Source organism: Streptomyces sp. NBC_01520 (genome assembly GCF_045040375.1).
GTDB lineage: Bacteria > Actinomycetota > Actinomycetes > Streptomycetales > Streptomycetaceae > Streptomyces.
This window is the reverse complement of record NZ_CP109404.1, coordinates 3339947-3366481: the sequence shown is the minus strand read 5'-3', so window position 1 is coordinate 3366481 and position 26535 is coordinate 3339947. Positions and strand designations below refer to the sequence as shown.

General features: G+C 71.0%; 26 protein-coding genes and 2 pseudogenes. 19 read left to right on the top strand and 9 right to left on the bottom strand.

All coding sequences use genetic code 11. From position 1 onward, the window contains the following. Positions 1 to 4 precede the first annotated feature (4 nt). Both OG524_RS15150 and OG524_RS15145 read left to right on the top strand, forming a co-directional pair. Positions 5 to 340 carry a hypothetical protein gene (locus OG524_RS15150; protein WP_405812461.1) on the top strand — a complete coding sequence of 112 codons (336 nt, stop codon included), beginning with the start codon at positions 5 to 7 and terminating at the stop codon, positions 338 to 340. Between the two features lie 247 nt (positions 341 to 587). Then, a complete protein-coding gene (locus OG524_RS15145; RefSeq protein WP_405810634.1) occupies positions 588 to 1079 on the top strand; it encodes an IS3 family transposase in 492 nt (163 codons plus the stop codon). Here the strand turns inward: OG524_RS15145 and OG524_RS15140 are convergent. Next, entirely contained in the window at positions 1076 to 1213 is a 138-nt protein-coding gene (locus tag OG524_RS15140) for a hypothetical protein (protein ID WP_405810632.1), read from the bottom strand. The two genes, OG524_RS15145 and OG524_RS15140, sit on opposite strands and share 4 nt — an antisense overlap. 716 nt (positions 1214 to 1929) lie before the next feature. On the opposite strand from OG524_RS15140, the gene OG524_RS15135 reads away from it, so the two are divergent. Further along, a complete protein-coding gene (locus OG524_RS15135) occupies positions 1930 to 2715 on the top strand; it encodes an SAM-dependent methyltransferase (protein WP_405390282.1) in 786 nt (261 codons plus the stop codon). Here OG524_RS15135 and OG524_RS15130 read toward each other — a convergent pair. Beyond that, positions 2712 to 3212 (bottom strand): GNAT family N-acetyltransferase, encoded by a 501-nt coding sequence (locus tag OG524_RS15130; RefSeq protein ID WP_405810630.1) that lies wholly within the window; start codon positions 3210 to 3212, stop codon positions 2712 to 2714. The two genes, OG524_RS15135 and OG524_RS15130, sit on opposite strands and share 4 nt — an antisense overlap. Positions 3213 to 3261: 49 nt before the next feature. Between OG524_RS15130 and OG524_RS15125 the strand changes: the two genes are divergently transcribed. Further along, positions 3262 to 4077, top strand: a complete 816-nt coding sequence (locus OG524_RS15125) for an exodeoxyribonuclease III (protein WP_405810628.1) — start codon at positions 3262 to 3264, stop codon at positions 4075 to 4077. 76 nt (positions 4078 to 4153) lie between these two features. Here OG524_RS15125 and OG524_RS15120 read toward each other — a convergent pair whose 3' ends face one another. Further along, on the bottom strand, positions 4154 to 4792 hold the full coding sequence (locus OG524_RS15120) for a MerR family transcriptional regulator (protein WP_405812460.1): 639 nt from the start codon (positions 4790 to 4792) through the stop codon (positions 4154 to 4156). 168 nt (positions 4793 to 4960) lie between these two features. Between OG524_RS15120 and OG524_RS15115 the strand changes: the two genes are divergently transcribed. The 4 genes from OG524_RS15115 to OG524_RS15100 all read left to right on the top strand — a co-directional run bounded on the left by OG524_RS15115 (position 4961) and on the right by OG524_RS15100 (position 8621). Further along, positions 4961 to 6481: a flavin-containing monooxygenase gene (locus tag OG524_RS15115; protein WP_405390286.1), complete on the top strand. Its 1521-nt coding sequence runs from the start codon at positions 4961 to 4963 to the stop codon at positions 6479 to 6481. Continuing rightward, entirely contained in the window at positions 6478 to 7425 is a 948-nt protein-coding gene (locus OG524_RS15110; RefSeq protein ID WP_405810626.1) for an alpha/beta fold hydrolase, read from the top strand. Before OG524_RS15115 ends, OG524_RS15110 begins: the two co-directional genes overlap by 4 nt. Then, complete coding sequence (locus OG524_RS15105) at positions 7422 to 8306, top strand: SDR family oxidoreductase (RefSeq protein ID WP_405810624.1); 885 nt, start codon at positions 7422 to 7424, stop codon at positions 8304 to 8306. Before OG524_RS15110 ends, OG524_RS15105 begins: the two co-directional genes overlap by 4 nt. 87 nt (positions 8307 to 8393) lie before the next feature. Further along, entirely contained in the window at positions 8394 to 8621 is a 228-nt protein-coding gene (locus OG524_RS15100) for a hypothetical protein (RefSeq protein WP_405390289.1), read from the top strand. Between the two features lie 445 nt (positions 8622 to 9066). Here the strand turns inward: OG524_RS15100 and OG524_RS15095 are convergent, their stop codons facing one another. Then, the gene (locus OG524_RS15095; RefSeq protein ID WP_405390290.1) at positions 9067 to 12513 is read right to left on the bottom strand and encodes a S41 family peptidase; all 3447 of its coding nucleotides are present in this window, start codon (positions 12511 to 12513) and stop codon (positions 9067 to 9069) included. 203 nt (positions 12514 to 12716) lie between these two features. Here OG524_RS15095 and OG524_RS15090 point away from each other — a divergent pair, with 203 nt between their 5' ends. Beyond that, the gene (locus OG524_RS15090; protein WP_405810622.1) at positions 12717 to 13289 is read left to right on the top strand and encodes a TetR/AcrR family transcriptional regulator; all 573 of its coding nucleotides are present in this window, start codon (positions 12717 to 12719) and stop codon (positions 13287 to 13289) included. Between the two features lie 128 nt (positions 13290 to 13417). Here the strand turns inward: OG524_RS15090 and OG524_RS15085 are convergent, their stop codons facing one another. Then, positions 13418 to 13795 carry an SsgA family sporulation/cell division regulator gene (locus OG524_RS15085; RefSeq protein ID WP_405390292.1) on the bottom strand — a complete coding sequence of 126 codons (378 nt, stop codon included), beginning with the start codon at positions 13793 to 13795 and terminating at the stop codon, positions 13418 to 13420. Positions 13796 to 13977: 182 nt separating this feature from the next. Between OG524_RS15085 and OG524_RS15080 the strand changes: the two genes are divergently transcribed. The 7 genes from OG524_RS15080 to OG524_RS15050 all read left to right on the top strand — a co-directional run bounded on the left by OG524_RS15080 (position 13978) and on the right by OG524_RS15050 (position 20138). Then, on the top strand, positions 13978 to 15027 hold the full coding sequence (locus tag OG524_RS15080; protein WP_405810619.1) for an energy-coupling factor ABC transporter permease: 1050 nt from the start codon (positions 13978 to 13980) through the stop codon (positions 15025 to 15027). A 1-nt stretch (position 15028) separates the two neighbouring features. Beyond that, the gene (gene cbiQ, locus OG524_RS15075; protein WP_405810617.1) at positions 15029 to 15790 is read left to right on the top strand and encodes a cobalt ECF transporter T component CbiQ; all 762 of its coding nucleotides are present in this window, start codon (positions 15029 to 15031) and stop codon (positions 15788 to 15790) included. Then, positions 15787 to 16557 carry an energy-coupling factor ABC transporter ATP-binding protein gene (locus OG524_RS15070; RefSeq protein ID WP_405390295.1) on the top strand — a complete coding sequence of 257 codons (771 nt, stop codon included), beginning with the start codon at positions 15787 to 15789 and terminating at the stop codon, positions 16555 to 16557. The genes cbiQ and OG524_RS15070 overlap by 4 nt, the downstream gene beginning before the upstream one ends. A 76-nt stretch (positions 16558 to 16633) precedes the next feature. Then, positions 16634 to 17797, top strand: coding sequence for a serine hydrolase domain-containing protein (locus OG524_RS15065; protein ID WP_405393191.1), 1164 nt, complete (start codon positions 16634 to 16636; stop codon positions 17795 to 17797). Beyond that, entirely contained in the window at positions 17794 to 18591 is a 798-nt protein-coding gene (locus OG524_RS15060; protein WP_405390296.1) for an SDR family NAD(P)-dependent oxidoreductase, read from the top strand. Before OG524_RS15065 ends, OG524_RS15060 begins: the two co-directional genes overlap by 4 nt. A 404-nt stretch (positions 18592 to 18995) precedes the next feature. Then, positions 18996 to 19484 carry a GNAT family N-acetyltransferase gene (locus OG524_RS15055; RefSeq protein WP_405810614.1) on the top strand — a complete coding sequence of 163 codons (489 nt, stop codon included), beginning with the start codon at positions 18996 to 18998 and terminating at the stop codon, positions 19482 to 19484. A gap of 57 nt (positions 19485 to 19541) precedes the next feature. Beyond that, complete coding sequence (locus OG524_RS15050; RefSeq protein ID WP_405390298.1) at positions 19542 to 20138, top strand: hypothetical protein; 597 nt, start codon at positions 19542 to 19544, stop codon at positions 20136 to 20138. Positions 20139 to 20152: 14 nt separating this feature from the next. On the opposite strand, the pseudogene OG524_RS15045 reads toward OG524_RS15050, so the two are convergent. The 4 genes and pseudogenes from OG524_RS15045 to OG524_RS15030 form a co-directional block, all read right to left on the bottom strand. After that, positions 20153 to 20290 (bottom strand): annotated as a pseudogene (locus OG524_RS15045) (EamA family transporter); the annotation flags it as partial. Further along, positions 20282 to 20428: pseudogene (locus OG524_RS15040) on the bottom strand (YbaK/EbsC family protein); the annotation flags it as partial. The pseudogenes OG524_RS15040 and OG524_RS15045, both read right to left, overlap by 9 nt. 107 nt (positions 20429 to 20535) lie before the next feature. Continuing rightward, positions 20536 to 22161 (bottom strand): penicillin-binding transpeptidase domain-containing protein, encoded by a 1626-nt coding sequence (locus OG524_RS15035; protein ID WP_405390299.1) that lies wholly within the window; start codon positions 22159 to 22161, stop codon positions 20536 to 20538. Between the two features lie 163 nt (positions 22162 to 22324). Further along, positions 22325 to 24091 (bottom strand): dolichyl-phosphate-mannose--protein mannosyltransferase, encoded by a 1767-nt coding sequence (locus OG524_RS15030; RefSeq protein WP_405390300.1) that lies wholly within the window; start codon positions 24089 to 24091, stop codon positions 22325 to 22327. 53 nt (positions 24092 to 24144) lie between these two features. On the opposite strand from OG524_RS15030, the gene rsmI reads away from it, so the two are divergent. From rsmI to OG524_RS15015, 3 genes are all read left to right on the top strand, one after another. Then, complete coding sequence (rsmI, locus tag OG524_RS15025; RefSeq protein ID WP_405390301.1) at positions 24145 to 25041, top strand: 16S rRNA (cytidine(1402)-2'-O)-methyltransferase; 897 nt, start codon at positions 24145 to 24147, stop codon at positions 25039 to 25041. 172 nt (positions 25042 to 25213) lie between these two features. After that, positions 25214 to 25594: a hypothetical protein gene (locus OG524_RS15020; RefSeq protein ID WP_405810611.1), complete on the top strand. Its 381-nt coding sequence runs from the start codon at positions 25214 to 25216 to the stop codon at positions 25592 to 25594. Between the two features lie 71 nt (positions 25595 to 25665). Then, positions 25666 to 26532, top strand: a complete 867-nt coding sequence (locus OG524_RS15015) for a TatD family hydrolase (protein ID WP_405810610.1) — start codon at positions 25666 to 25668, stop codon at positions 26530 to 26532. The last annotated feature ends 3 nt before the right edge of the window (positions 26533 to 26535 follow it).

Below are 26535 nucleotides of genomic sequence, written 5' to 3'. Positions count from 1 at the left end.
CCTGATGAGGGCGGGCGGGAAGCTTGTGCGGGACCGGATCCCGGAGATCATCCGCAGGAACGGCGAAGAGCCGGTTTCGTACGTCGCGGATGCGTCGGAGTATCGGCAACGGCTGCGTGACAAGCTGAGCGAGGAGACTGACGAGTTCCTTCAGGCAGACGGCGAGGTTGCCAAGGAAGAGCTCGCCGATGTACTTGAAGTAGTTCAAGCGCTTGCGCGCAATCTAGGCATGACTCTGGACGATCTGGAACGCCTTCGCGCGAGCAAGGCCGCCGAGCGTGGTGGTTTCGAGAACCGCATCATCTGGATGAACAAGATGGGCGGTGAGGGTCGCGAGTAGCTGAGCTTGGCTTCTCTACCACGGGGTTGGGGGTGCCTGTGAGGCGGATGAGCCACCGACGGGAAGCGCGGCGACCACGCAAGTAGACGATCTCCACCTCTGGGGGCGAGGCGTGAGATCGCCGCTTCGTGGCGTGCCGCGGCCGAGTCGTGGCGGAGGCGCCGGATGAGTGCGCGGAGCGGATGAAGGGCGCGGTGCGGCTTCAGGATGACGACTATGTCGCAGGCTGACAGGTGACTGTCGGTAGGTGGCGGTGATCGGTTTCGCGTACCTAGGGTGCCACGGGCGGGACCTGGCTTGTGCGCTCGGTGCGGCGGCGGAGGCGGCGCGGACCGAGCAGATCCGCAGTATTTACACCGAGACCAAGGGCGCCTACGGCGTTCGTCGGATTACGCGTGAGCTGTGGGAATCCAGTCTGGTGGTGAACCACAAGCGGTTGGCGAGGCTGATGCGGGCCGCCGGGATCACCGGCCGCCACCTGCGGAAAGGCAAGCGCACCACCGTCCAGTACGCACGGGCGCTGAAGGCCCCGGACCTGGTGGGCCGGGACTTCACCGCGCCGAGGACGGATGTCCGCTGGTTCGGAGACATCACGTACTTGCCGGCCGGGAACGACTGGTTGTGCCTGTCCACGGTCATCGATATGCATTCAAGGCGCGTGGTCGGCTGGTCGATGGCCGAACACATGCGGGGCAAGTTACTTTCACCTGAAGGTGCAGCAGACCCGATGACATGTTAGTCCAAAGTGATCGGTCCGTCTGGAAGCCAGCCGTCAAGGTAGCCGTCGGTGAGGACCTTCACGGTCTCGACCTCGGGCTGGTCCAGCCAGAGGCCGAGGGCGGCTCGGGGAGTCCAGAAGATGTTCCTGCCCAAGATTTCATCAGCTGACCCCGCAGCAACTCGGACGATGTGAAAGCGCTCCTCCCTCCGCAAGGTGGCGCGTTCGGGGGCGGAAGCCCAGCGGTGGCCAGTGACTGTGCCGATTCTCATCGGACGCACGGGGAAGAGGTCGCGACAGAGTCGGGATGCGGTGTCTGTGTAGTTGTCGCCCAGCAGGGCCGGGCGCTGAGGGAGAGTCCACTTCGGGTGACCGGCCTCTGGGGGCAGCAGGGCGATGCGGTGAGTGAGGTCGATCGCGATGACCTTCGCGATGCGGCGCAATCGTGGAGCTGGTAGGCATCCCATGTTCGAAGGCTTCCTTGTGGCTAATCAAATAGCCAATTTGGTGCGGCGTGCGGGTGATGTGTTTGTTGTGGACATGGCGATTCGGGAAGTGGTCATTCGGTTCGCGGGAAAGAGAGTGTGCAGACCTGGCATCGCCGCAGGTCAGGCCTACTCGTGAACGCCCCACCGCACAGTGAGATCCCGTCCGATCGAAAGATCGGGCGGGATCTTCGCGTTTCCCGGCTGCTGCCCGGCCGGCCGTTCGAGGTGTGCTCCGGCCGTCCCCTGATCGTTGCCCAGCACACGGAACGGGGCGGCGAGGCTAGGCTGGTGCCGCTCACCTGGCCTTCGGGTGGCCGCTGTTGGGGCCGCGCGTGGGTGGGAGGAGCGCTTTCTGCCCGTGGTTCCGTCTGGAGGAGTGTCCTGTGACGGCCGGTGTACCCAGCTCCCGCATCGACACCAGCAAGCCCCATCCGGCGCGCGTCTACGACTGGCTCCTGGGAGGCAAGGACAACTACCCGGTCGATCAGGAGGTCGGGGAGAAGCTGCCTGCCGAGGCGCGGGCCAACGCGGCCCGGAACCGGGCCTTCATGCACCGGGCGTCGGCCTGGCTGGCGCGGGAGGGGGTCGACCAGTTCCTGGACATCGGCACCGGGATCCCCACCGCGCCGAATCTCCATCAGATCGTCCAGGCCGTCACGCCCCGCGCCCGGGTCGTCTACGCGGACAACGACCCCGTCGTCCTGCGTCACGCGGAAGCGTTGCTGATCAGCAGCCCCGAGGGTGCGACCGACTACATCCACGCGGATGTACGGCAGCCGGAGGCGATCCTCGGACGTGCCGCGGAGTTCCTGGACCTCGGCCGGCCGGTGGCGCTGTCGCTCATCGCGCTGATGCACTTCCTGCCCGACGACCAGGACCCGTACGGCATCACCCGCCGGCTGGTCGGGGCGCTGCCGTCGGGCAGTTTCCTGGTCTTCTCGCACGGGACGGCGGACCAGCACCCGGAGCTCCGGCAGGAGACCGAGTCCGCGTACAGGAAGGGAGCCATAGCGCTCCGGATGCGTACGCGCGGCGAGGTCGAGCCGTTCTTCGAGGGGCTGGAACTCGTCGCACCCGGGCTGGTGTCGGCGACCGAGTGGCATCAGGACGAGCCCGCGCCCGTGTACGAGCGGAGCGGGTTCTACGTGGGTGTGGCGCGGGTTCCCTAGGCGGGGACCTGCGAGGGCTGCCCCAGCGGCTTGGCCATGCAGATGCTGCTCTCGTACAGCCGGTAGTGGCCGAACTTCGTGCAGGGCGTGTAGCCGCTGGAGGTGTACAGCGCGATCGCCTCGGGCTGCTTGTTGCCGGTCTCCAGGACCATGCGGGTGCGGCCCGCGGCCCGGGCGTCGGCCTCCAGGGCGGCGAGGATGCGGCGTGCCAGGCCCAGGCCGCGGCCCGCGGGTATCACGAACATCCGCTTGATCTCGGCGTCGCCGTCGGAATAGCCCTCGGCGTTCCGGTCCTGGGTGCGCCAGCCGCCGGTGGCCACGGGCTGGTTCCGGTCGTCGTAGGCGAGCAGGTACAGTCCGCGCGGCGGATCGAACATGGCGGGGTCGAGCGGCGTCATGTCGCCCCCCTCGCCGTAGCGCTCGGCGTATACGAGCTGCACCAGGTCGTTGAGTTTGACGGCATCGGGGTGGTCGAAAGGCCGAGGCTGGATATTCATGCGAGTCATGGTACAGCTATGCACTAGCGTGTCTCGGTACTGTACGGGGATGCTGACTGTTACCACAGTAAATGTGAACGGGCTCCGTGCCGCCGCGAAGAAGGGTTTCGTCGAGTGGCTGGGGCAGACCGAGGCCGACGCGGTCTGCCTCCAGGAAGTCCGTGCCGAAGCGCAGCAGCTCCCCGAAGAGCTGCGCGAGCTCGACGGATGGCACACCACGTACGCCCCGGCCGCGGCCAAGGGGCGCGCGGGGGTCGCCGTCTACACACGGCACGCGCCGGAGCGCGTCCAGGTCGGGTTCGGCGGATTCGAGGTTCCGGGGAGTGAGGAATTCGACACCTCCGGCCGCTACGTCGAGGTGGACCTGCCGGGCGTGACGGTCGCCAGCCTGTATCTGCCCTCCGGCGAGGTCGGCACCGAGAAGCAGGAGGAGAAGGAACGCTTCATGGCGGCCTTCCTCCCCTATCTCCAGGGGCTGAAGAAGCGGGCAGCCGCCGAGGGGCGCGAGGTCGTCGTCTGCGGCGACTGGAACATCGCTCACCGGGAGGCCGACATCAAGAACTGGAAGGCCAACAGGAAGAGCTCCGGCTTCCTTCCCGAGGAGCGGGAGTGGCTGACCCGGGTGTTCGACGAGGCGGCTTACGTGGACGTCGTCCGCGCGCAGCACCCGGACGAGGAGGGGCCGTACTCCTGGTGGTCCTACCGTGGGCGGGCCTTCGACAACGACGCGGGCTGGCGCATCGACTACCAGATCGCGACGCCCGGACTGGCCGGCCGGGCCGTGAAGGCGTGGGTGGAGCGCGCTGCCACGCACGGCGAGCGGTGGAGCGACCACGCGCCCGTGACGGTCACGTACGAGCGCTGAGACAGGCGGGGCGGGGTCCTTCCCTGCGCGGTGGGGCGCGGGGCGGGGCCCGTGCCCTGGGCGTGCGTGTCCAGGGCTACGGTGCGGGGCGGGGTGTGTCCTCGGCGCGTAGCTCCCGGTCCATGGCCATGGACAGCTCCGCGTCCACCACCGCGTGGGCCAGCGTGCGCAGTTGGTCCGGATCGGTGTCCGTGGCATGGGCGCGCAGGACACGTACGAAGAGCCCGGCGAGGGCGTCGGCGTGCTCGCGGACCAGGCGGCCGGAGGAGAGCACCGCGGAGAGCGGCACCCCTTCCCGCACCAGCTCCGCCGACACGTCCAGCAGGCGGCGGCTGATGTGCACGATCTCGTCACCGTCGACGGCGAGATAGCCCAGTTCCAGGGCAGCGGCGAGATTCTCCGCCGTGGCCTGGTCCCCGAAGTAGTCGGCGAGCTGCTCGGGGGAGAGCCGGACCGGGGTCTCCTCGGTCGGCTCGCCCAGGCCCAGCACCTCGGCGACATCGCGGCCGCTGTCGAAGGTGGCGGCGAGGTCGGCGATGCCGTTGAGCGTGTGGCCGCGGTCCAGCAGGCCCGTGATGGTGCGCAGCCGCGCCAGATGGTGGTCGTTGTACCAGGCGATGCGGCCCTCGCGGCGCGGTGGCTGGATCAGCCCGCGCTCCCGGTAGAAGCGCAGGGTGCGCACGGTGATGCCGGCCTCCCCGGCCAGCTCCTCCATGCGGTATTCGCGGTGCTCGCGTCCTTCGGCCACACCCGCACCCTATGTTGTACCGTCGGTAACTTTCCTTGCCCCGGCCCCTACCCATCAGTACGGAGCTGCTCTACCCTCCCAACAACGCCAGTGATTGCTGGCAGAGTCGCGTACGTACCGCGGGGAGGCGGCAGCATGGCCCAGCACGAGCACGTACGAGTGGCGGTGATCGGATCCGGATTCGGGGGCCTCGGGGCCGCGGTCCGGTTGCGCCGCGAAGGCATCACCGACTTCCTGATCCTCGAACGGGCCGGATCCGTCGGTGGCACCTGGCGCGACAACAGCTATCCGGGCTGTGCCTGCGACGTACCGTCCCACCTCTACTCCTTCTCGTTCGCGCCCAATCCCGACTGGCCCCGCACCTTCTCCGGGCAGGAGCACATCCGCGCCTACCTGGAACACGTGGCCGACACCTTCGGGCTGCGCCCGCACCTCCGGCTCGGCCATGAGGTCACGCTCATGAGCTGGGACAATGACCGGCTGTACTGGGTGATCGAGTCGGCGAACGGCACCACGATCACGGCCGACGTCGTCGTCTCCGCGACCGGACCCCTCTCCGACCCGAAGCTGCCGGACATACCCGGGCTCGCCGACTTCCCCGGCAAGGTCTTCCACTCGGCGCAGTGGGACCGGGACCACGATCTGACGGGCAAGCGCGTCGCCGTGATCGGGACCGGTGCCTCCGCCATCCAGATCGTGCCGGAGATCCAGCCCCGGGTGGCCGCGCTCACGCTGTTCCAGCGGACACCGCCCTGGGTGATGCCACGCATGGACCGTGCCATCAGCGGCGCCGAGAAGTGGCTGCACCGCGCGTTCCCCTTCACCGGCACCGCACGCCGCGGACTGCTCTGGGGCATCCGGGAGCTGCAGGTCGGGGCCTTCACCAAGCACCCCGACCAGCTCGGCCTCGTCGAGCGGATAGCCAAGGCCAACATGGCCCGGGCGGTCAAGGACCCGCAGCTGCGGGCCAAGCTGACTCCCTCGTACCGCATCGGGTGCAAGCGCATCCTGCTCTCCAACACGTACTACCCGACGCTGGCCCGGCCGAATGTGGACGTCGTCGCCTCCGGCCTGGCGGAGGTGAGGGGCTCGACCCTGGTCGCCTCGGACGGTACGGAGACCGAGGCCGACGTGATCATCCTCGGCACCGGCTTCCACGTCACGGACATGCCGATCGCGAACCGGGTCGTCGGCGCGGAGGGCATCACGCTCGCGGAGTCATGGAAGGACGGCATGCAGGCGCTGCGCGGCGCGACGGCGGCGGGCTTCCCCAACTGGATGACGATCATCGGCCCCAACACGGGGCTCGGCAACTCCTCCATGATCCTGATGATCGAGTCGCAGCTGAACTACATGGCCGACTTCATGCGCCGGCTGAACGTCCTGGGCGGACGCGCGGCACTCGGTGCCCGGCCCTCCGCCGTCGGCGCGTGGAACCGGCGCGTCCAGGAGCGGATGAAGCGGACCGTGTGGAACACCGGCGGCTGCACCAGCTGGTACCTGGACGCCGAGGGCCGCAACACCACGGTCTGGCCGGGGACCACGGGCGAATTCCGGCGGGCCACGCGCACCGTCGACCTCGGGGAGTACGAGGTCGTCCGGGCGCCCGCCGTCAGCACACAGGAGAAGTCCGTCACCGAGGAGATCGCCCGATGAGCCGACTGCCGCACCGCGCGGACACCCCGCCCGTGCCCGTACGTGAACTGACCGCCCTGTCCGCCGACGGTGCGTCCGTCCATGTCGAGCTGCACGGGCCGGACGGCGCCCCCGCCGTGGTCCTGGCGCACGGCTGGACCTGCAACACCCACTTCTGGGCCGCCCAGATACGCGACCTGGCGGTCGACCACCGGGTCGTCGTCTACGACCAGCGGGGACACGGCCTCTCCCCGGCGGCAGCGGGACCGGACGGATACAGCACGCGGGCTCTGGCCGACGACCTCGAAGCGGTGCTGAGGGCCACCCTCGCGCCGGGGCAGAAGGCGGTGCTCGGCGGGCACTCCATGGGCGGGATGACGCTGATGGCCGCGGCCGGCCGGGCAGCCGTGCGCGAGCACGGGGCGGCCGTCCTGCTGTGCAGCACGGGCAGTTCGCGGCTGACCGCCGAATCGCGGGTGCTGCCCATGCGGGCCGGCGCCCTCCGTACACGGCTGACCGGGAAGATCCTCGGCGCTCCGGCACCGCTCGGGCCGGTCAACGGGATATCGAAGGCGATACTCAAGTACGCGACGATGGGACGCGGTTCTTCCCCGGAGCGGGTGGACGCCTGTGCCAGGATCGTGCACGCGTGTCCCCGCAAGGCACGCGTCGCCTGGGGTCATGTGCTCGCGGAGCTGGACCTGGAGGCGCGGCTGCGGGAGCTGCGGCTGCCGACCGCCGTCATCGCGGGCACGGAGGACCGGCTGACGCCGTCCGTGCACGCACGGGCCATCGAGGCGGCGCTGCCCCAGAGCCTCGGACTCACGGAACTGACCGGAATGGGTCACATGACGCCGGTCGAGGCGCCCGAGGTGGTCACCGCGAAACTCCGGGAACTGGTGGCCGCGTACGTCACTGTGGACAGTGCGGCGCAGGCCGTGAGCGAGGAGGAGGAGGTCGCATGAGCGCCAGGCGGAGTCTCGAAGGACAGGTCGTCGTCGTCACGGGCGCGGCACGCGGTGTGGGTGAGCTGCTGGCCCGCAAGCTGTCGGCGCGCGGGGCCAAGCTCGCACTGGTCGGTCTGGAACCCGACGAGCTGAAGAAGGTCTCGGAGCGGCTCCACGCGGAGAGCCACCACTGGCACGCGGACGTCACCGACCACGAGGCCATGGCCCGGGTCGCCCGTGAGGTCAAGGAACGTTTCGGGAAGGTCGACATCGTCGTCGCCAACGCCGGGGTCGCCTCCGGCGGGCCGTTCGTGGACTCCGATCCCGTCGCCTGGCGGCGGGTCATCGAGGTGAACCTGATCGGTGGCGCGGTGACGGGGCGGGCGTTCCTGCCGGTGCTCATGGAGAGCCGCGGATACTTCCTCCAGATAGCGTCGCTGGCCGCGATCACCCCGGCGCCGATGATGAGCGCGTACTGCGCGTCGAAGTCGGGTGTGGAGGCCTTCGCGCACAGCCTGCGCGCGGAGGTCGGCTACCGGGGGGTGAAGGTCGGGGTCGGCTATCTGTCCTGGACCGACACCGACATGGTGCGCGGCGCCGACGAGGACGCCGTCATGCGGGAGTTGCGGCAGCGGCTGCCGTGGCCGACGAACCGTACGTATCCGCTGGGTCCGGCGGTGGACCGGATCGTGGCCGGGATCGAGCGGCGGTCCGCGCATGTGTACGCCCAGTGGTGGCTGCGTGGCATGCAGTCGGTCCGGGGCTGCCTGCCGATGCTGATCGGGGCCGTCGGGCAGCGCGAGATGGAGCGGTTCGGGCCGCGGCTCGAAGGTGTGAGCAAGGGGCTCGTGGGGGCCGGTGGTGCGGCGGACCAGGAGGAGCGGACGCGGCACGAATGATCGAAATGCGGTGAATGTCCGGGTGTGTAAGTCTGAGCGAGGCCCTTACGGGCCGCCCCCCCACGCACCCACACAGGAGTGAACAGCATGGGAATCGCAGACCAGTTCAAGGACAAGGCGCAGGAGCTCGCCGACCAGGCCAAGCAGAAGAAGCCGGGTGACAGGCGAGACGAGGCGCAGGAGCGTTCGTCCAGCGCCTCGGACGAGCGTTCGGAGCGCCGCGGCTCGGAGCGTCCGCAGCGCTCGGAGCAGTCCGGGGTGCGGGAACGGGCGCAGGACGCGGCGAACCGTGCGCGTGAGCGGTTCGATCGCTGACGCGTCCGCGTTGTGAGGGGCGCATCCGGGGGACCGGGTGCGCCCCTTCTTTGCGTGGGTCCGGGTTCCGCCGGGCCTGTCCTCAAGCGCCGGACGGGCTGAGGACTGCCCTCAAACGCCGGGCGGGCCGGGTGGGTTGCGGCTGGGTCGTGAGGAGCGCACCTCCTCAAGCGCCGGGCGGGCCTGAGGGGGTGCGGCTGGGGGTTGGCTTGAGGTGACGGGTGGCTGGGTGGGTGCGGACCGTGCTGCAGGGTGCCCTCAACGCGCCGGGCGGGCTTGTGGAACGACGGTTGGCCAGTTGGATGTGGTCCGAACCTTGAGGGGGCGGGCTGGGCTTGGGACTTCGGGCGATGGTTGGCCGGTTGGGTGTGGCCCGAGCCTCAGGGTGCCCTCAATCGCCGGGCGGGCCGGGGCGTGCCGGGTGGGGGAGGGGCACGCCCCGGGGTTACCTCGGAGGTAGTGGGGGGCGGCGGAGGATCGGGGCTGTGGAGTAGGTGGGGGGTGTGGCCGCCGGGTGGTCCCTCAGGAGGTCCAGGGCCACCCGGACCGCGTCGTCCAGGACCGCGTGGCGGCCCTCCGCCCAGTCCAGGGGGGTGCGCAGCGCCTCGACGTCGGGCTCGACGCCGTGGTTCTCGACGGACCAGCCGTACGTGTCGAACCAGGCCGCGTTCATCGGCACCGTGATCACCGTCCCGTCGCCGAGCCTGTGGCGTCCGGTCATGCCGACCACGCCGCCCCAGGTGCGCTGGCCCACCACCGGCCCCAGTTTCAGCAGCCGGAAGGCGGCCGTGATCATGTCGCCGTCGGAGGACGTGGCCTCGTCCGCCAGGGCGACCACCGGGCCCCGGGGGGCGTTGGAGGCGTAACTGACAGCTTGCGCGTTGCGGGTCAGGTCCCAGCCGAGGATCGTGCGGGTGAGCTTCTCGACGACCAGCTCGCTGATGTGGCCGCCCGCGTTGCCCCGTACGTCCACGATCAGGGCCGGACGCGACACCTCCAGCCGCAGGTCGCGGTTGAACTGGGCCCAGCCCGAGCCGCCCATGTCCGGGATGTGCAGATACCCGCACTTGCCGCCGCTCAGGTCCCGTACGACCTCGCGGCGCTTGGCCACCCAGTCCTGGTAGCGCAGCGGCCTTTCGTCGACCAGGGGGACGATCGCGATGCGGCGGGACCGGCCGCCGCCCTCGCCCCCGGCCGGGCGGAACGTCAGCTCGACCGTCGTGCCGCCCGCCGCCGTCAGCAGCGGGTACGGCCCCGCCACCGGGTCGACCGGCCGGCCGTCGACATGCGTGAGGACCGCGCCCTCCCGGATACCCGTACCGGCGAGCGGCGAACGGGCCTTGGAGTCCGAGGAGTCGCCGGGCAGGATCCGCAGCACCGTCCAGTCGCCGTCCCGGCACACCAGGTTCGCGCCCAGCAGCCCGATCGCCCGCTGGTAGTGCGGCGGTCCCTCGTTGCGGCGGGCGGGCGAGACGTACGCGTGGGAGGTGCCCAGCTCGCCCACCACCTCGCGCAGCAGATCCGCGAACTCGTCGGGTGAGGCGACCCGTTCGACCAGGGGCCGGTACTGGGCGAGCACGCCGTCCCAGTCGATGCCGCACATGTCCGGCTCCCAGAAGTAGGACCGGATGATGCGCCCCGCCTCCCCGTAGGCCTGGCGCCATTCGGCCGCCGGGTCCACGTCGTGCAGGATGCGGCGCAGGTCGAGATAGACCGTCGAGTCGTTGTCACCGGCCTCGTTGGACGGCACGGCGCGCAGTTCGCCGTCGTCCATGACGACCAGCCGGGTCCTGTCCCCGCTGACCGCGAACCAGTCCAGGTGGTCGACCAGCTCGGTCTTCCGGGCCTTGGCGATGTTGAAGTGCTCCAGCGTGGGCCGGCCCGACATGTCCGCCGGGTTCGCGAACGTCTCGCCCAGCGCACCGGAGATCGGCCAGCGCAGCCAGACGAGACCGCCGCCGCTGACGGGCTGCAGCGCCGAGTACTTCGACGCGGAGACGGGGAACGGCGTCACCCGGCTCTCCAGGCCCTCGAACTCCACCGTGACCGTCGGTCCCTCGACGGTGCCTTCGGGGATGTCCACCGGGTCCAGCCCGCCCGCCGCGGGCCGGCCGTCGGGGAGCAGGGCGAACGGTGAAGGGGTGGCCGAGGAGAGCGGGACCAGGTACGGGCGGCAGCCCAGGGGGAAGGAGAGGTCGCCGGTGTGGACGTCGTACACCGGGTCGAAGCCGCGCCAGGACAGGAAGGCGAGATAGCGGCCGTCCCCGGTGAAGACGGGGTTCTCGTCCTCGAAGCGGCCGTTGGTGACATCCACTATCACCGGGGCGCCGGGGCCGGTGATCCTGGCCAGCTTGATCTGCCGCAGCGACCGGCCGATGCCCGGATGCGACCAGGTCAGCCAGGCGCCGTCCGGCGAGAACGCCAGATCGCGGACCGGGCCGTTGAGTGAGCGGATCAGCTCGGTGACCACGTCGTCCGGCTCGGAGGCGGACACGTCGTCCGGCTCGGAGGCGGACGCAGGGGCGGGGGCTGGGGCGGCCGGTGGTGCGGGCGGGGCCTGCGTCGGGTCTGAGGTGTCGGAGGTGTCGGAGGTGTCGGAGGCGTCCGCCGGATCCGGGAGGCCGGCCAGGTCCGGGGCCTGCCCCCGCGTGGTGTCCAGCAGGAGCAGGCGGCCGTCGTTCGACGCGACGGCCAGCCGTTCGCCCTCCGGGTCCGAGGTGATCTCCTGGACCCTGCCCAGCCGGCCGGAGGCCAGCCTGCGCGGCTCGCGGTCGCCGCTGGCCCGGGGGAGGTAGGCGATCTCGATCGCGTCGTCGCCGTCCGCGTCCGTGACGTACGCGACCTGGCCGCTGCTGCCGAGCATCTCCGGCAGCCGGACCCGCACCCCCGGGGTGTCGGTGATCGTGCGGGCGGGCCCGTCGCGGTGCGTGAGCCAGTACAGGCTGCCGCGTACGGAGACGGCGCTCGCCCGGCCCGTCTCGTCCACGGACAGCGAGTCGACATGGCTCGACGCCGGTACCTGGTAGGTGCGCCGGCCCGTGCGCGGTCCGCCGAGCCGTACCTCCAGCTTCCGTGGCACCGCGTCCGGCGACTCCAGGTCGTCGACCAGCCACAGATCGCCCGCGCACTGGTAGACGACCCTGCTGCCGTCGCTGGACGCGTTCCGGGCGTAGAACGCGTCGTGGTCGGTGTGGCGGCGCAGATCGCTGCCGTCCATCAGGCACGAGTACAGGTTGCCGACGCCCTGGTGGTCGGAGAGGAAGGCGATGCGCCGGCCGACGAACATCGGCGCGTTCAGATGCCCGCCGATGTCCGGGAGCAGCCGCTCGCCGTGCAGCCACAGCCGCCCGGTCGCCCCGCCCCGGTAGCGCTTCCACGCCGACGGCTCGTGCGGCGGCGTGCCCGTGAGCAGCAGGGTGCGCCGCTCCCCGTCGATGTCCGCGACAGCGATGTCGGAGACCGGCCCCCAGGGCAGCTTGCCGCCGGGGCTGCCGTCGGTGGGGACGCTGTAGGCCCACGAGAAGTACGAGAACGGCTGGTTGTGCGAGGACACGGCGAGGATCTGGGAGCTGTCGCCGGGGTCGGGGCTCCACCCGCAGACCCTGGTGTCGGTCGAGCCCCAGTACGTGAGTCTGCGGGCGGGGCCCCCGTCCACGGGGGCCAGATGGATCTCTGGATCGAGCGTGCGCCAGGTCGTGTAGGCGATACGGCTGCCGTCGGGCGAGAAGCGCGGATGACTGACCCGGGTCCGGTCGACAGTCACCCGCCAGGCACGGCCGGGCCGCTGCCCCGCCGCGGCGAGAGGAGCGACCCAGAGGTCGTCCTCGGCGGCGAAGCAGAGCAAGTCCTTGTGGAGGTGCGGGAAACGGAGATACGCGACGTCGTCACTCACCCTCCAATGCTTTCCGCGCGAAGGGCCTCCGGCAACTTGTGTCGCACGACACAAGCGAAACAGTTTCGTTTCGCTGAGGGAGGGGGGTGACTTCGAAGTGTACGAAACGGTTTCGTTCGCTTGGTGGATCATCGGCTCGCCCGTCGGGCCGGCCGATCACTGACGTACGATCCAGCAGGCGCAAGGGAACAGGAGGTCGACACATGGCACGCAGCCGGCTCACGCCAGAACGTGAGAACGAGCTGTACGCCGCTGTGCTCGACCTGCTCGGCGAGGTCGGCTACGAAGCCCTGACCATGGACGCCGTTGCCGCCCGCACCCGTTCCAGCAAGGCCACCCTCTACCGCCAGTGGGGGAGCAAGCCCGAGCTGGTCGTCAAGGCACTCCGGAACAACAAGCCGGTCCACCTTGCCGAGATCGACACCGGTTCGCTGCGCGGCGACGTCCGGGCCGTGCTCACGCGTACCGACGACTGCCAGATGGAGAAGAACTCCGCGCTGTCGCGGGGTCTGAGCCATGCCGCCCACGACAACCCCGATCTGTTCCAGGCGCTGCGCGAGCTGCTGATCGAGCCGGAGACGACCGGTCTCGGGGCGTTGCTCCAGCGGGCCGTGGACCGGGGTGAGGTGCGCCCGGACAATCCGGCGCTCCCCTATGTACCGCACATGATGATCGGCGCCCTCGCCGCTCGGGAGCTGGTCGAGGACCGACCGGTCGACCAGGCGTTCCTCATCGACTACGTGGAAGCCGTGGTGTTCCCCGCCCTCGGCGTCTGACGTCCCCGTTTTCGCACCGCCTCTCCCCGACGCACCACCGTCTCCCCGACACTCCAGCGCCGGTTACCTGTGGGGACGGGGGGCCGGAGCGGCAGAGAGCCCCCGTGCACGCGGCACGGGGGCTCTCGTCATGCGCGGGTGGCGGACGCGGCCGGGGCGGGCTCCGCCCTGGCCGCGGTCCGGGTCTCCTCCTGCACGCGGCGCAGGAAACGGATCAGCGGCGCGATGTCGAACTGGAACACGGCCACCCCGTCCGGTGAGTGCAGCTCCACGACCAGCTGGGCCCGGCCGCAGGGCCAGACCCGTATGTCGCCGCGGCTGACGGGGGAGCGCAGTCCCTTCTCCAGAAGGTCACGGCCGAAGGCCCAGTCGGCACCGCCGGGCAGTCCGAGGTGGACGGTCTGCGGTTCGCCGGGGTCGTGGCGCAGCTCCACGGGGATCAGTCGCGGGTCGGGTCCGTCCGTGATGAGCCGGGCTCGGGCGTGTTCTTGGATCACGAGGGACATGGGCCGGCTCCTCCTGTGTGAACTTCTCTCTGCATCCAATGTCGCATATGTTCCCATTTGAGCGCGTTGAGAGAGGGAAGTAGTTGGGTTGGCTACGCTCTTGCGAAGGCTTCGCAACAAGGCACTATCATTGAGCGGTTGCCGACCCCGCCCGCAGAAACGCCCCGAAGCGGAGCCACTCCATGCATGTACCCGACGGATTCATCAACGCACCCGTCTCCGCCGTCGCCGGAGTCGTCGCCGCGGGCGCGGTCGCCGTCTCCCTCCGGGGCGCCCGGCGGGAGCTGGACGAGCGCACGGCGCCGCTCGCAGGTCTCGTCGCCGCGTTCGTCTTCGCCGTGCAGATGCTGAACTTCCCGGTCGCCGCCGGCACCAGCGGCCACCTCCTGGGCGGTGCGTTGGCGGCGATCCTGGTCGGGCCCTGCACGGGGGTGCTCTGCATAGCCGTCGTCCTGCTGATGCAGGGGATCCTCTTCGCCGACGGCGGTCTCACCGCGCTCGGCGTGAACATCTCCGTCATGGGCGTCGTGACCGTCGTCGTCGCGTACACCCTCTTCCGCGGGCTCGTCCGTGTGCTGCCCCGCGGCCGCCGCTCGACGACCGCGGCGGCCTTCGTGGCCGCGCTGGTCTCCGTACCGGCCGCCGCCGTCGCCTTCACCCTGCTCTACGCCGTCGGCGGGACCACCGACGTACCCACCGGCAAGGTCCTCACCGCGATGGTCGGCGTCCACGTCCTGATCGGCATCGGCGAGGCGGCGATCACCGCGCTGACCGTCGGCGCCGTCATCGCGGTGCGCCCCGACCTCGTCCACGGTGCCCGTGGGCTCGCCGCCCCGCTCAAGCTGCGCGTCGACGGCGAGCTCGTCGACGCCCCGGCCGCCGCTCCCGCCCCCGCCGCCCCGCGTTCCACGCGCAAGGTCTGGGCGACCGGGCTGGTCGCCGCACTCGTCCTGGCGGGCTTCGTCTCCTTCTACGCGTCCGCGAACCCCGACGGCCTGGAGAAGGTCGCCGCCGACAAGGGCATCGACGAGAAGGTCGAAGAGCACGGCGCGGCCGACTCCCCGCTCGCCGACTACGGCGTCAAGGACGTCGAGAACGCCCGGATCTCCGGCGGTCTCGCCGGAGTGACCGGTGTCGGCGTCACCGTGGCCGTCGGCAGCGGCGTCTTCTGGGCCGTGCGCAGGCGCCGTACGCCTGAGGAGCCCGTCACCACCGGAACCAGGTCCCACTGACATGGGCGCCGGCCATGCGCACAAGCTCTACCGGCACGGTCACTCCCCGGTCCACGACCTGCCGCCGCACTGCAAGCTCGTCGCGGTCCTCTGCTTCGTCGTGGTCGTCGTCTCCACACCGCGCGAGGCCGTCTGGGCCTTCGCGCTGTACGCGGCCCTGCTCGCCGCAGCCGCCGCCGCCGCCCGGATCCCCGCCGGATTCCTGCTGAAGCGGCTGGTCATCGAGGTGCCGTTCGTGGCGTTCGCGGTGCTCATGCCGTTCGTCGTGCCCGGTGAACAGACCGAGATCCTCGGTGTCTCCGTCAGCGTCCCCGGCCTCTGGGGCGCCTGGAACGTCCTCGCCAAGGGCACCCTCGGCGTGGCAGCCTCGGTCGTCCTGGCCTCCACCACCGAGCTGCGTTCCCTGCTGCTCGGCCTCCAGCGGATCGGGCTCCCGCCGCTCCTCGTGCAGATCGCCTCGTTCATGATCCGCTACGGCGACGTGATCACCGACGAGCTGCGGCGGATGTCGATCGCCCGCCGCTCCCGCGGATTCGAGGCGCGCGGTATACGGCACTGGGGCGTCCTCGCGAAGACGATGGGCGCCCTGTTCATCCGCTCCTACGAGCGCGGCGAACGCGTCCACCTCGCGATGGTCAGCCGCGGCTACACCGGCACCATGCCGGTGATCGACGAGGTGACCGCCTCCCGCACCCAGTGGGCGTACGCGTCCGTGCTCCCCGTGCTCGCCCTCGTCGTATGTCTGCTGGGATGGACCGTATGAGCATGCCCACCGCCCCCGCGCCGTCCCTAGAGGTCAGCGGCCTCGCCTACGCCTATCCGGACGGCCACCAGGCCCTGTTCGGCGTCGACCTGACCGTGGCCCGCGGCGAACGGGTCGCCGTCCTCGGCCCCAACGGGGCGGGCAAGACCACCCTCGTCCTGCACCTCAACGGCATCCTCGACGCGGGCGCCGGCACCGTCCGGGTAGCCGGGCTGCCGGTGGAGAGGCGCCACCTGGCCGAGATCCGGCGCCGGGTCGGCATCGTCTTCCAGGACCCCGACGACCAGCTCTTCATGCCGACCGTCCGCGAGGACGTCGCCTTCGGGCCCGCCGCGGCCGGTCTGCGCGGCCCCGAGCTGGAGGAACGGGTCATGACCGCGCTCAAGCAGGTCGGTATGGAGGCGTACGCGACACGGCCCCCGCACCACCTCTCCTTCGGCCAGCGCCGCCGGGTCGCCGTCGCGACCGTCCTCGCCATGGAGCCGGAGATCCTCGTGCTGGACGAGCCCTCCTCCAACCTGGACCCCGCGTCCCGCCGCGAACTGGCCGACATCCTGCGCTCCCTGGACGTCACCGTGCTGATGGTCACCCACGACCTGCCGTACGCCCTCGAACTCTGCCCGCGCGCCGTCATCCTCAGCGACGGGGTGATCGCCGCCGACGACCGTACCCAGGACCTCCTCTGCAACGGCGAACTGATGCGCGAACACCGGCTGGAGCTGCCCTTCGGCTTCGACCCGCGTTCCGTCGTCGTGCCGCTCACGTGAACAGACCCGACCCGCCCTCCGTCCGACCTGCGGTCCGATGCACCATGGGGGGATGAGCGGGAGCGCGGGAGCAGGCGTGGACGTACGGGGCACGGTGACACCGGGGTTCGAGGCGGTACGGGACGCCTTCGTCCGGAATTTCGAACAGCGGGGCGAGCGGGGGGCGGCCGTGACGGTCTACCGCCACGGCCGCAAGGTCGTCGACCTGTGGGCCGGTACGAGGGATGTCGACGGCACCGAGCCGTGGGCCGTCGACACCGTCCAGATCGTCCGGTCGGCGGGCAAGGGCATCGCCGCCGCCGTACCGCTGCTGCTGCACCAGCGCGGGCAGGTGGACCTGGACGCCCCCGTCGGCACGTACTGGCCGGAGTTCAAGGCGAACGGCAAGGAACGCGTCCTCGTACGCCACCTCCTGGCCCACCGCGCCGGCCTGGCGGCCCTCGACGGGACGCTGACGCCTGAGGAGGCGGTCGACGGGACGTCCGGACCGCGGGCGGTCGCCGCCCAACGACCGCTGTGGGAGCCCGGCACCGACCACGGCTACCACGCCCAGACCTACAGCTGGCTCGTCGCCGAACTGGTCCGCAGGACCACCGGACGCACCATCGGCCGCTGGATCGCCGAGGAGATCGCCCGCCCGCTCGGCCTGGACTTCTGGTTCGGGCTCCCGGCGGACGAGGCGCACCGGATCGGGCGGATCGGGCCCGTCGAACCCCCGGTGACCGAAGGCAACGGCGGCGCCCTGCGCATACGTCCCAAGCGCTCCGTCACCGAGGCCTACCGTGACCCCGCCTCGCTCACCCGCCGCGCGTTCGGCGCGATCGACCCGTTCCCCGACGAGAACGACCCCGCCTACCGGGCGGCCGAACTCCCCGGCTCCAACGGCGTCGCCACCGCGCGCGGCCTCGCCCGCTGTTACGCCGCGATGATCGGCGAGGTCGACGGCCACCGGCTGTTCGCACCCGCCACGCTGACCCTGGCACGCACCGAGGAGTCCGCGGGCCCGGACCGGGTCCTGATCGTCAACACCCGTTTCGGCCTCGGCTACATGCTGCACGGCCCGGCCGCCCCGCTGCTGGCCCCCGGCTCCTTCGGCCACCCGGGCCGCGGCGGATCGCTGGGCTTCGCCGACCCCGAATCGGGCACCGCGCTCGGCTATGTGACGAACGGTCTGCAGAAGGGCGTCACCGCCGACCCCCGTGCCCAGGCATTGGTCAGGGCACTACGTTCGGTCCTGTGACTCCTTCCTCCGCAGCACGCTTCGACGGACACTCCGCACTCCTCACCGGCGCGGGCCAGGGCATCGGCGCAGCCACGGCCCGCAGGCTGGCCGCCGAGGGCGCTGCCGTCCTCGTCACGGACCTGGACGCCGCTCGGGCCCGGAAGACGGCGGCGGAGATACGCGAGAGAGGCGGCACGGCCGAGTCGCTGCCCTGCGACGTGGGCGACCGGGCGGCCGTCGAGGCGGCCGTCGCCCACGCGGTGGCGTCCTTCGGCCGGCTCGACGTCCTGGTCAACAACGCCTACGCCAACCACGAGGACGCGCCCCTCTTCGAGGACGAGGCGGACGAATCCTGGGACCACACCCTCGACATCACCCTCACCGGCCCCTACCGCTGCTCCCGCGCCGCGCTGCCGCACCTGGTGGCCTCCGGCCGGGGCGCGATCGTCAACATCGGCTCGGTCAACGGCGAACAGGACTTCGGCGGGCATGCCTACAGCGCCGCGAAGGCGGGCCTGGCGAGCCTCACCCGCACACTGGCCGGCCACGCGGGCCCGCGCGGTGTCCGGGTCAACCTGATCGCCCCCGGCACGATCCGCACCGACGCCTGGGCGGGCCGTGACGCCGACCTGGCACGGGCGAGCGCCCTGTACCCGCTGGGCCGGCTCGGCGCCCCGGACGACATCGCGTCCGCCGTCGCCTTCCTCGCCTCGCGGGACGCGTCCTGGATCACGGGGACGACGCTGCGGGTGGACGGGGGCCTCCTGGGGGTCAACACGGGCTTCCGCAGAGCGATGTCGGGCGACGAGTAGTCCGGGGGCCACATCGCCGGCGGCGACGAGCGTTCCGTCCGGGCTGTGAGCCACGGCCTGGACGGGCTCGGCCGCGGGCAGTCGATTCTGATTCCCGAGTCCGTACAGGCGAGGAGTCCGACTCCCCGACATCACGGAGGAGCAGATGTCCTCCGGTGGAGGCCGCCGCGAGCACCCTTCCATCCGCACGGAAGCTGACCGAGGGCACCCCGTCGCTGACTCCCCAGGTGCGTTCACTCCCGGTCGCTCAAGGCCGGCACCCCAAGTCCTCTGCCAGAGAGGATATTGGCCAACCAGGCGGAAGTTCCGGGACGCCGCCGGGCCGGTGGCGCCGCGTCCGCCGGGAGACGGCGTACGCGGAAAACCGGTACCTGGGGCGTGGCCCCGCTCAGTACCCTCGCCCGATGATTGATCATGGAGTTTCCGACCGCACCGGCCGACGGGTGGCCCTGCGCGACATCGACGCCGACAACTGGCGCGCGGTCGCGGACGTCGCCCCGCTCGACGACCAGCGTGACCACGTTCCCGCGCTGGCCGCGCGCTACCTGCTTCTGACGACGCGCGAGGACACCTGGCACTCGCTGGCCGTGTGCGCGGGCGACGACGTCATCGGGCACGTCATGTGGGCCCGGGACGAGGACGGTTCGTACTGGATCGGCGGCATGCTGATCGACGGCGCCGAGCAGGGCCGGGGCGTCGGACGCGCCGTCATGCGCACGCTGACCGCGTGGCTGGCGGAGCGGGAGGGCTGCGAGGTGGTCCGGCTGTCGTACGCACCCGGCAACACCGCCGCCGGGCGGCTCTACACCTCCCTCGGCTTCCGCCCGACGGGCGACGCCGAGGACGACGAGGTGGTCGTGGAACTGGCGGCGTCCGCTGTCGTACCGCTGTGACACAGTGAAGTGACGGGACCAGGACATGCGGAGCCGACAAGGACACGGGAGACGCCGATGGGTGACTTCTTCGAGCGGATCGTCGATCTGGACGTGACCGGCGAGGAGGCCGGGCCGCTCGCCCGGCGGATGGTCGACTGGATGGTCGCCGAAGGGCTGATCACGCGCGAGACGACCAAGGACGCCATGTACAGCCTGTCCGTCGACGTCGGGTACGTACCCGGCCCCGACTGGGCACGGGCGGTGGCCGATTCCTCCGATCCTTCGTGGATCCCCGGTCCCGTCGCGGTCGTTGTCGGCCGCGATTACCACATCGGTGGCCAGGGCGAGAGCGAGGCGGACTCCGCGACCTGCCCACGGTGTGCGACGACGACCGTGATCATCGACTACCCGGAGTCGTTCGAAGCGGACCCGGAGGTCTGGCAGCCGTTCCTGGACGGCATCGGGGCCTGGAAGGAGACGGGCACCGGCACGGCGCCCTGCTCCGCCTGCGGAGTCTCCTCCCCGGTCACCGACTGGGAGTTCGGGGCCGGGTTCGACCTCGGCGCGCTCGCCTTCGACTTCTGGGGCTGGCCGCCGCTCGGCACCCGCTTCCTCGCGGACTTCCGCAGGCAGCTGGGGCACCGGACCGAGGAGCAGTCGGGGAAGTTCTGACCGGTCCGGCCGGCTCAGCCGGTGTGCAGCATCAGTCCGATGCCCAGCACCATCAGTCCGGCGGCGGCGATCCTCGGACCGCCGAACCGCTCCTTGAAGAACAGTGCCCCGATCCCCGCGCCGACGATGACGGAGGACTCCCGCACCGCGGCGGCGGCCTCCGCCGCGGTGCGGGTCGCGTCGGGGAAGCGGCGTACCTCGACGTCGAGGCCCAGCTCACGCAGGGCCTCGGCGAACCGGGGGTGGGCGTCGGAGGATGTGGTGACGGGGGTGATGTCGGATGTGCTCATCCCCGCACGCTAGTGAACCGGGCCGTGGCCGCACCAGGTGGCCCGCCCGTGGCGGCGGCCGGCCCGGCCCCGGGGGCGGGTGTTCCGCCCCCGGGTGCGCGGCGGGTTCAGGAACCGGCCCGGAGCACGGACGCCACGACCGGTCCGGCCGCGTCGCCGCCGTGGCCGCCGGACTGGACGACCGCCGCGGCCGCGAGGTCGCCGCTGAAGCCGGTGAACCAGCTGTTGGACGTGCCCTGTCCGTCGACCTCGGCCGAGCCCGTCTTGGCACCCTTGTCGCCGCCGACCGAGGCCATGGCCGTCTTGCCGGTGCCCCAGGAGGCGGTGGCCCGCATCATGTCGTTCAGCTGCCGGGTGACGTTCTGGGACAGCGAGCGCGACGCCACGGCGATCTGACGGTCGCCCAGCTCGCGCGGCACGATGACGGGCTGGCGGAAGGTGCCGGTGCGGGCGGTCGCCGTGATGGACGCGACGTTGAGCGCGTTCATCTGGACCGTGCCCTGTCCGATGTACTGGGCGGCCGCCTCACCGCCGACCTCCTCGGGCACGCTGCCGTCGAAGGAGACGATGCCGGTCTTCCAGACGAGGCCGATCCCGAAGACGTCGCGGGCCTCCTTGGCGAGCGCGGAGTCGTCGTCCACGTCGTCGATCCTCTTGATGAAGGCGGTGTTGCAGGAGCGCGCGAAGCTGGTGGTGAACGTGTCGGTGGCGGGCAGCTCGAAGTACTTGAGGTTGTGGAAGGAACGGCCCTCGTACATCACGTCCTTCGGGCACTCGATCGGGCTGTTCGCCGAGGCGTTCCCCGTCTCGAGCAGCAGCGCGGCCGTCACGATCTTGAGCGTGGAGCCGGGCGCCTGCTTGCCCTCCATCGCCGCGTTGAAGCCGGTCGCAGGGTTGTTGGCCACCGCGCGGATCGCGCCCGTGGACGGCTTCACCGCGACCACCGACGCCCCGCCGTACTGCTTGACGGCGGCCTCCGCCGCAGCCTGGACGCCCGCGTCGAGCGTGGTCTGCAGCCTGCCGGGCCTGCCCTTGACGAGCGTCAGCAGGGTGGTGTCGGGAAGCACCTCGTCCGCGGGCTCGATCCAGGTCTCGATGCCGGGCGATCCGCCCGCCTCGGCGCCGTACCTCTTCCGCAGGGTGTCCAGGATCGGCCCGAGCGACGGGTAGGTCTCCTTGTCGAGGACCTTGCCGTTGCGGTCGACGGCCTCGATCGCCGCCGTCGACGACTCGCCGGTCCGCAGCGTCGCGCCCTCGGTCAGCTCCGGGTGGATCACCGTCGGCTGCCAGTCGACGAGGGCCTTGCCGGTGGTGAGGCCCCGCACCACGGTCAGTTCCGAGGCGTACGACCAGGGCTTGGTCCTCCCCTCGTACGACACCGTCGCCTTGACCGTGTACGGCACCTTCGCGCCGACGGCGGCACCCGGCGTGATCACCGCCTTCGTGACGTGGGCGTCCGCGGCGAAGCCGGCCAGCAGCGGCTGGGCGACGTCTTCGTTGTTGGTGAGCAGCGAGGCGGCCGCCGCGTCGCCGGACGCCCACGCCCTGAGGAAGTCCTTCGACGTCTCAGCTATCTCGGACTCGCTCGGTGGCCCCGTCCTCACCTCCGCGGAAGCGGCCTCCGTACCGCCGTGACCACCGCCCCCGACCACGCTGTACGCGCCGTAGCCGATCCCGCCCGCCACGAGCACGAACACACCGCCGACCACGGCTACCTTCACTCCACTGCGCATGTCTGCAGTCCCCTCCCCAGGAGTCCCCCTTGAACGTGTTCAGGGGGATTTCCTCGGCACTGTACGGGACAGGAGCGGCGGGTGAGGGGTTGTTGTCGGACCGCGACGCGTCGGACGAGAGCGCTCTCCCGAAGGGTCGCGCCGTTCGGGCCCGGCCGTCCGGTCACACCCAGCTGTCCAGCCACATCCGGTCCCGCCAGGAGTTCTCCGGCAGGGACGTGCCCGTGTAGAGGGGCCAGAAGTACACGAAGTTCCAGACGATCAGCAGCACCAGGACACCCGCCGCGATCGCACCCAGGGTCCGTCTCCGCTCGCCCGTCGGATCGCCGGTGCCCGGACCCACCTCCTGCCCGGGCCCCGTCCCGGGCGCCGGGCCCAGCAGGGCGCCGATCATCATCGTCACCGCGAGACAGAGGAACGGTACGAACACGACCGCGTAGAACAGGAAGATCGTCCGCTCCTGGTAGAAGAACCAGGGCACCCAGCCCGCCGCCACACCGCACGCGATCGCGCCCGCCCGCCAGTCGCGGCGGAAGAACCAGCGCCACAACACGTACAGCAGCGCCACGCAGCCCGCCCACCACAGCAGCGGGGTGCCGATCGCCAGCACCTCGCGGGCGCACTTGCCGGTCTCCGACGCGGTGCAGCCCGCCTTCTCCTCGTAGAAGTACGAGACCGGGCGGCCCAGCACGATCCAGCTCCACGGGTTGGACTCGTACGTGTGGCCCGAGGTCAGGCCGACGTGGAACTCGTACACCTGGTGCTCGTAGTGCCACAGGCTGCGCAGCCAGTCCGGCAGCCAGGTCCAGCTGCCGCCCTTGCCCTCGGTCGCCGCCCAGTTGCGGTAGTAGCCCTTGTCCGTGACGATCCAGCCGGTCCATGACACGAGGTACGTGCCGATCGCGACCGGCACCGTCGAGACGAACGCGGGCAGCAGGTCCCGCAGCACGACGGCGCGGTACGGCTGCTGCGCACCGGCGGTGCGTCGCGCGCCCACGTCCCAGAGCACCGCCATCACACCGAACGCGGCCAGGATGTAGAGCCCGTTCCACTTCGTGGCGAAGGCCAGTCCCAGCATCACACCGGCGGCGATCCGCCAGGGGCGCAGGCCGAGGCGGAGGGTCTCGGCGACATGGACGTCCGGGCGCAGCACCCCCTCCTCGTCGACCGGCAGCGCGGCGGCCAGTCTGCGGCGGGACCAGTCACGGTCGAGGAGCAGGCAGCCGAAGGAGGCGAGGACGAAGAACATCAGCACCAGGTCGAGCAGCGCGGTGCGGCTCATCACGAAGTGCAGCCCGTCCACGGCCAGCAGCGTGCCCGCGAGGCAGCCCAGGAACGTGGAGCGGAAGAGCCGGCGGCCGATGCGGCACAGCATCAGCACCGAGACGGTGCCGAGCAGCGCCACCATGAAGCGCCAGCCGAACGGGGTGAAGCCGAAGATCTGCTCGCCGATGCCGATGACCCACTTGCCGACCGGCGGATGCACGACGTAGCCGGGATCCACCGGGATGTCCACGGAGGACGGGTCCTTGAGGATCAGCTTGTCGACGTCCTTGGGCCAGGAACCCTCGTACCCCTGGTTGATCAGGGCCCAGGCGTCCTTGGCGTAGTACGTCTCGTCGAATATCACCGCCTTCGGGCTGCCCAGGTTCCAGAACCGCAGCACCCCGGCCACCAGGGCGACCAGGAGCGGACCGCCCCAGGCCGACCAGCGGACCAGGTGGTTCGCCAGGGTCGGAGGCACGGCGAGCACCTCCCAGAACTGCCGTCCCGGGCGGGTGTACGGGGGCACCAGGCGCTCACGCAGCCCGGTTTCCGGCCGTGGGGAATGGCCGAAGCGGCGCAGCCGCTGCTGCCAGGAAGGCGGCTGGTCGCCGGTGTGATCCCCGGCGTCGTGGCCCTGCTGGGCTTCGGGCGCAGTACTCGTCACCGCGCCATCGTAGGGAACGCATCTGTGCGAGTGGTGCCGCCCGTGCTGGGAGGATGGCCGATGTGACTGGAACGACTGGAACGCTCGTGCTCGCAGGGACCCCCATCGGCGACGTGGCGGACGCCCCGCCACGGCTCGCCGCCGAACTGGAGACGGCCGACGTGGTGGCCGCCGAGGACACCCGGCGGCTGCGCCGGCTCACCCAGGCGCTCGGCATCCACACGACGGGGCGTGTCGTCTCCTACTTCGAGGGCAACGAGTCCGCACGTACGCCGGAACTCGTCGAGGCGCTGGTCAACGGGGCGCGCGTCCTGCTGGTCACCGACGCCGGGATGCCGTCCGTCTCCGACCCCGGCTACCGGCTCGTGGCCGCGGCCGTCGAGAAGGACATCAAGGTCACCGCCGTCCCGGGCCCGTCGGCCGTGCTGACGGCGCTCGCCCTGTCCGGGCTGCCGGTGGACCGGTTCTGCTTCGAGGGCTTCCTGCCGCGCAAGGCGGGCGAGCGGCTCGGGAAACTGCGCGAGGTCGCGGACGAGCGCCGCACGATGGTCTTCTTCGAGGCACCCCACCGGCTGGACGACACCCTGGCCGCGATGGCCGAGGTGTTCGGCACGGACCGCAGGGCCGCCGTGTGCCGGGAGCTGACCAAGACGTACGAGGAGGTCAGGCGCGGCCCGCTCGGCGAGCTGGCCAGCTGGGCGGCCGAGGGCGTGCGCGGCGAGATCACCGTCGTCGTCGAGGGCGCCACGGCTTCCGGGAACGAGGGGCTGGACGCCGACGAGCTGGTGCGCAGGGTGCAGGTCCGCGAGGAGGCGGGGGAGCGGCGCAAGGAGGCCATCGCCGCGGTCGCCGCCGAGGCCGGACTGCCCAAGCGCGAGGTGTTCGATGCGGTGGTCGCGGCAAAGAACGCTGCCAGGACGGGTCCTGCGGAGGGCAAAGGACTAGCCTGACGGTAAAGCGCGAGCCGCGTACCCGGCCCCTTTGGCCATGGATGGGCCAAGAGCGTTCCAACACTCGGCAGGCCTGGTGCGTCGCCGCCTGGAAAGGCGTCCACTGGAAGGTGGAACGCACCACCGGGAGTGCTTGTCCGGAGTGCTTGTCCGGCGGACAAGAGGAGCAGGCATGAGTGAGATCGCAGCAAGCACCGTGCACGAGGCGTACGCGTTCGCCTGTATGCGGTGCGGATACGGCTGGGAACAGGCCTACGAGATAGAACACCACGTGGACGGCGCGGGCCACGCGTTCGTGGTGTACACGGCGGACGGTGAGCGTGTGCCCTCGCCCCTGTCCACCCCGACCTGCGTGAACTGTGACGGGCACGTGGTCCGGATCATGCGGTCCGGCCGGGTCTCCACCGTTCAGCAGCTGCTCCGGCAGAAGCAGGCCGACCGTCACGAGGAGGCCGTGGACGAAGCGGCCGTACCCGCCGCCGTCCTGGCATCGGGAGCCGCCCCCCACCACTGGCAGCTCTCCGACCTGCTGCATCCCTTCCACCGGCGGTGACGGCCACCGCGGACGGGAGCCCCCTTCCCACCCGCGGTGAGGCGGGGCCCGTGCCCTCGTAGAGTCGGGGCATGAGCCGTACCGACGCGCCGCCGCTGCCCGAACCCCTCCGGGTCCCGGTCGCCGATTCGCACACCCATCTGGACATGCAGGACGGAACCGTCGAAGAGGGCCTGGCCCGGGCGGCGGCGGTCAACGTGACCGCCGTCGTCCAGGTGGGCTGCGACGTGGCCGGCTCGCGCTGGGCCGCCGCGACCGCGGCGGCGCACCCCTCCGTCCACGCGTCCGTCGCCCTCCACCCCAACGAGGCGCCGCGCATCGTGCACGGCGACCCGGAGGGCTCGGCGCGGCAGGGGGTCCGCGAGCCGGGCGGGAAGGCGGCGCTGGACGAGGCGCTCGCCGAGATCGACGCGCTGGCCGCCCTCGACCACGTACGCGGTGTCGGGGAGACCGGGCTCGACCACTTCCGTACGGGCCCCGAGGGCATCGCCGCCCAGGAGGAGTCCTTCCGGGCGCACATCGAGATCGCCAAGCGGCACGGCAAGGCGCTGGTCATCCACGACCGCGACGCGCACGCGGACGTGCTGCGCATCCTGGCCGACGCGGGCGCGCCCGAGCGGACGGTCTTCCACTGCTACTCCGGTGACGCCGACATGGCCCGGATCTGCGCGGCGGCCGGGTACTTCATGTCGTTCGCCGGCAACGTCACCTTCAAGAACGCCCAGCCACTGCGCGACGCACTGGCCGTGGCGCCGGCCGAGCTCGTGCTCGTCGAGACGGACGCGCCCTTCCTCACCCCCGCCCCGTACCGCGGACGGCCCAACGCGCCCTACCTCATTCCGGTGACGCTTCGTGCGATGGCCGCAGTGCGGGGGACGGACGAGGACAGCCTGGCCTCCGCCGTCTACGACAACACCGCGCGCGCGTTCGATTTCTGACCC

Excerpts from the sequence above, each read along its gene's own strand:
- OG524_RS15055 (WP_405810614.1), top strand. The coding sequence starts at position 18,996 with ATGATTGATCATGGAGTTTCCGACCGCACCGGCCGACGGGTGGCCCTG.
- OG524_RS15105 (WP_405810624.1), top strand. The coding sequence starts at position 7,422 with ATGAGCGCCAGGCGGAGTCTCGAAGGACAGGTCGTCGTCGTCACGGGC.
- OG524_RS15120 (WP_405812460.1), bottom strand. The coding sequence starts at position 4,792 with ATGGAGGAGCTGGCCGGGGAGGCCGGCATCACCGTGCGCACCCTGCGC.
- OG524_RS15090 (WP_405810622.1), top strand. The coding sequence starts at position 12,717 with ATGGCACGCAGCCGGCTCACGCCAGAACGTGAGAACGAGCTGTACGCC.
- rsmI (WP_405390301.1), top strand. The coding sequence starts at position 24,145 with ATGGCCGATGTGACTGGAACGACTGGAACGCTCGTGCTCGCAGGGACC.
- OG524_RS15110 (WP_405810626.1), top strand. The coding sequence starts at position 6,478 with ATGAGCCGACTGCCGCACCGCGCGGACACCCCGCCCGTGCCCGTACGT.
- OG524_RS15125 (WP_405810628.1), top strand. The coding sequence starts at position 3,262 with ATGCTGACTGTTACCACAGTAAATGTGAACGGGCTCCGTGCCGCCGCG.
- OG524_RS15015 (WP_405810610.1), top strand. The coding sequence starts at position 25,666 with ATGAGCCGTACCGACGCGCCGCCGCTGCCCGAACCCCTCCGGGTCCCG.
- OG524_RS15130 (WP_405810630.1), bottom strand. The coding sequence starts at position 3,212 with ATGAATATCCAGCCTCGGCCTTTCGACCACCCCGATGCCGTCAAACTC.
- cbiQ (WP_405810617.1), top strand. The coding sequence starts at position 15,029 with ATGGGCGCCGGCCATGCGCACAAGCTCTACCGGCACGGTCACTCCCCG.
- OG524_RS15150 (WP_405812461.1), top strand. The coding sequence starts at position 5 with ATGAGGGCGGGCGGGAAGCTTGTGCGGGACCGGATCCCGGAGATCATC.
- OG524_RS15100 (WP_405390289.1), top strand. The coding sequence starts at position 8,394 with ATGGGAATCGCAGACCAGTTCAAGGACAAGGCGCAGGAGCTCGCCGAC.
- OG524_RS15115 (WP_405390286.1), top strand. The coding sequence starts at position 4,961 with ATGGCCCAGCACGAGCACGTACGAGTGGCGGTGATCGGATCCGGATTC.
- OG524_RS15020 (WP_405810611.1), top strand. The coding sequence starts at position 25,214 with ATGAGTGAGATCGCAGCAAGCACCGTGCACGAGGCGTACGCGTTCGCC.
- OG524_RS15070 (WP_405390295.1), top strand. The coding sequence starts at position 15,787 with ATGAGCATGCCCACCGCCCCCGCGCCGTCCCTAGAGGTCAGCGGCCTC.
- OG524_RS15035 (WP_405390299.1), bottom strand. The coding sequence starts at position 22,161 with ATGCGCAGTGGAGTGAAGGTAGCCGTGGTCGGCGGTGTGTTCGTGCTC.
- OG524_RS15080 (WP_405810619.1), top strand. The coding sequence starts at position 13,978 with ATGCATGTACCCGACGGATTCATCAACGCACCCGTCTCCGCCGTCGCC.
- OG524_RS15050 (WP_405390298.1), top strand. The coding sequence starts at position 19,542 with ATGGGTGACTTCTTCGAGCGGATCGTCGATCTGGACGTGACCGGCGAG.
- OG524_RS15085 (WP_405390292.1), bottom strand. The coding sequence starts at position 13,795 with ATGTCCCTCGTGATCCAAGAACACGCCCGAGCCCGGCTCATCACGGAC.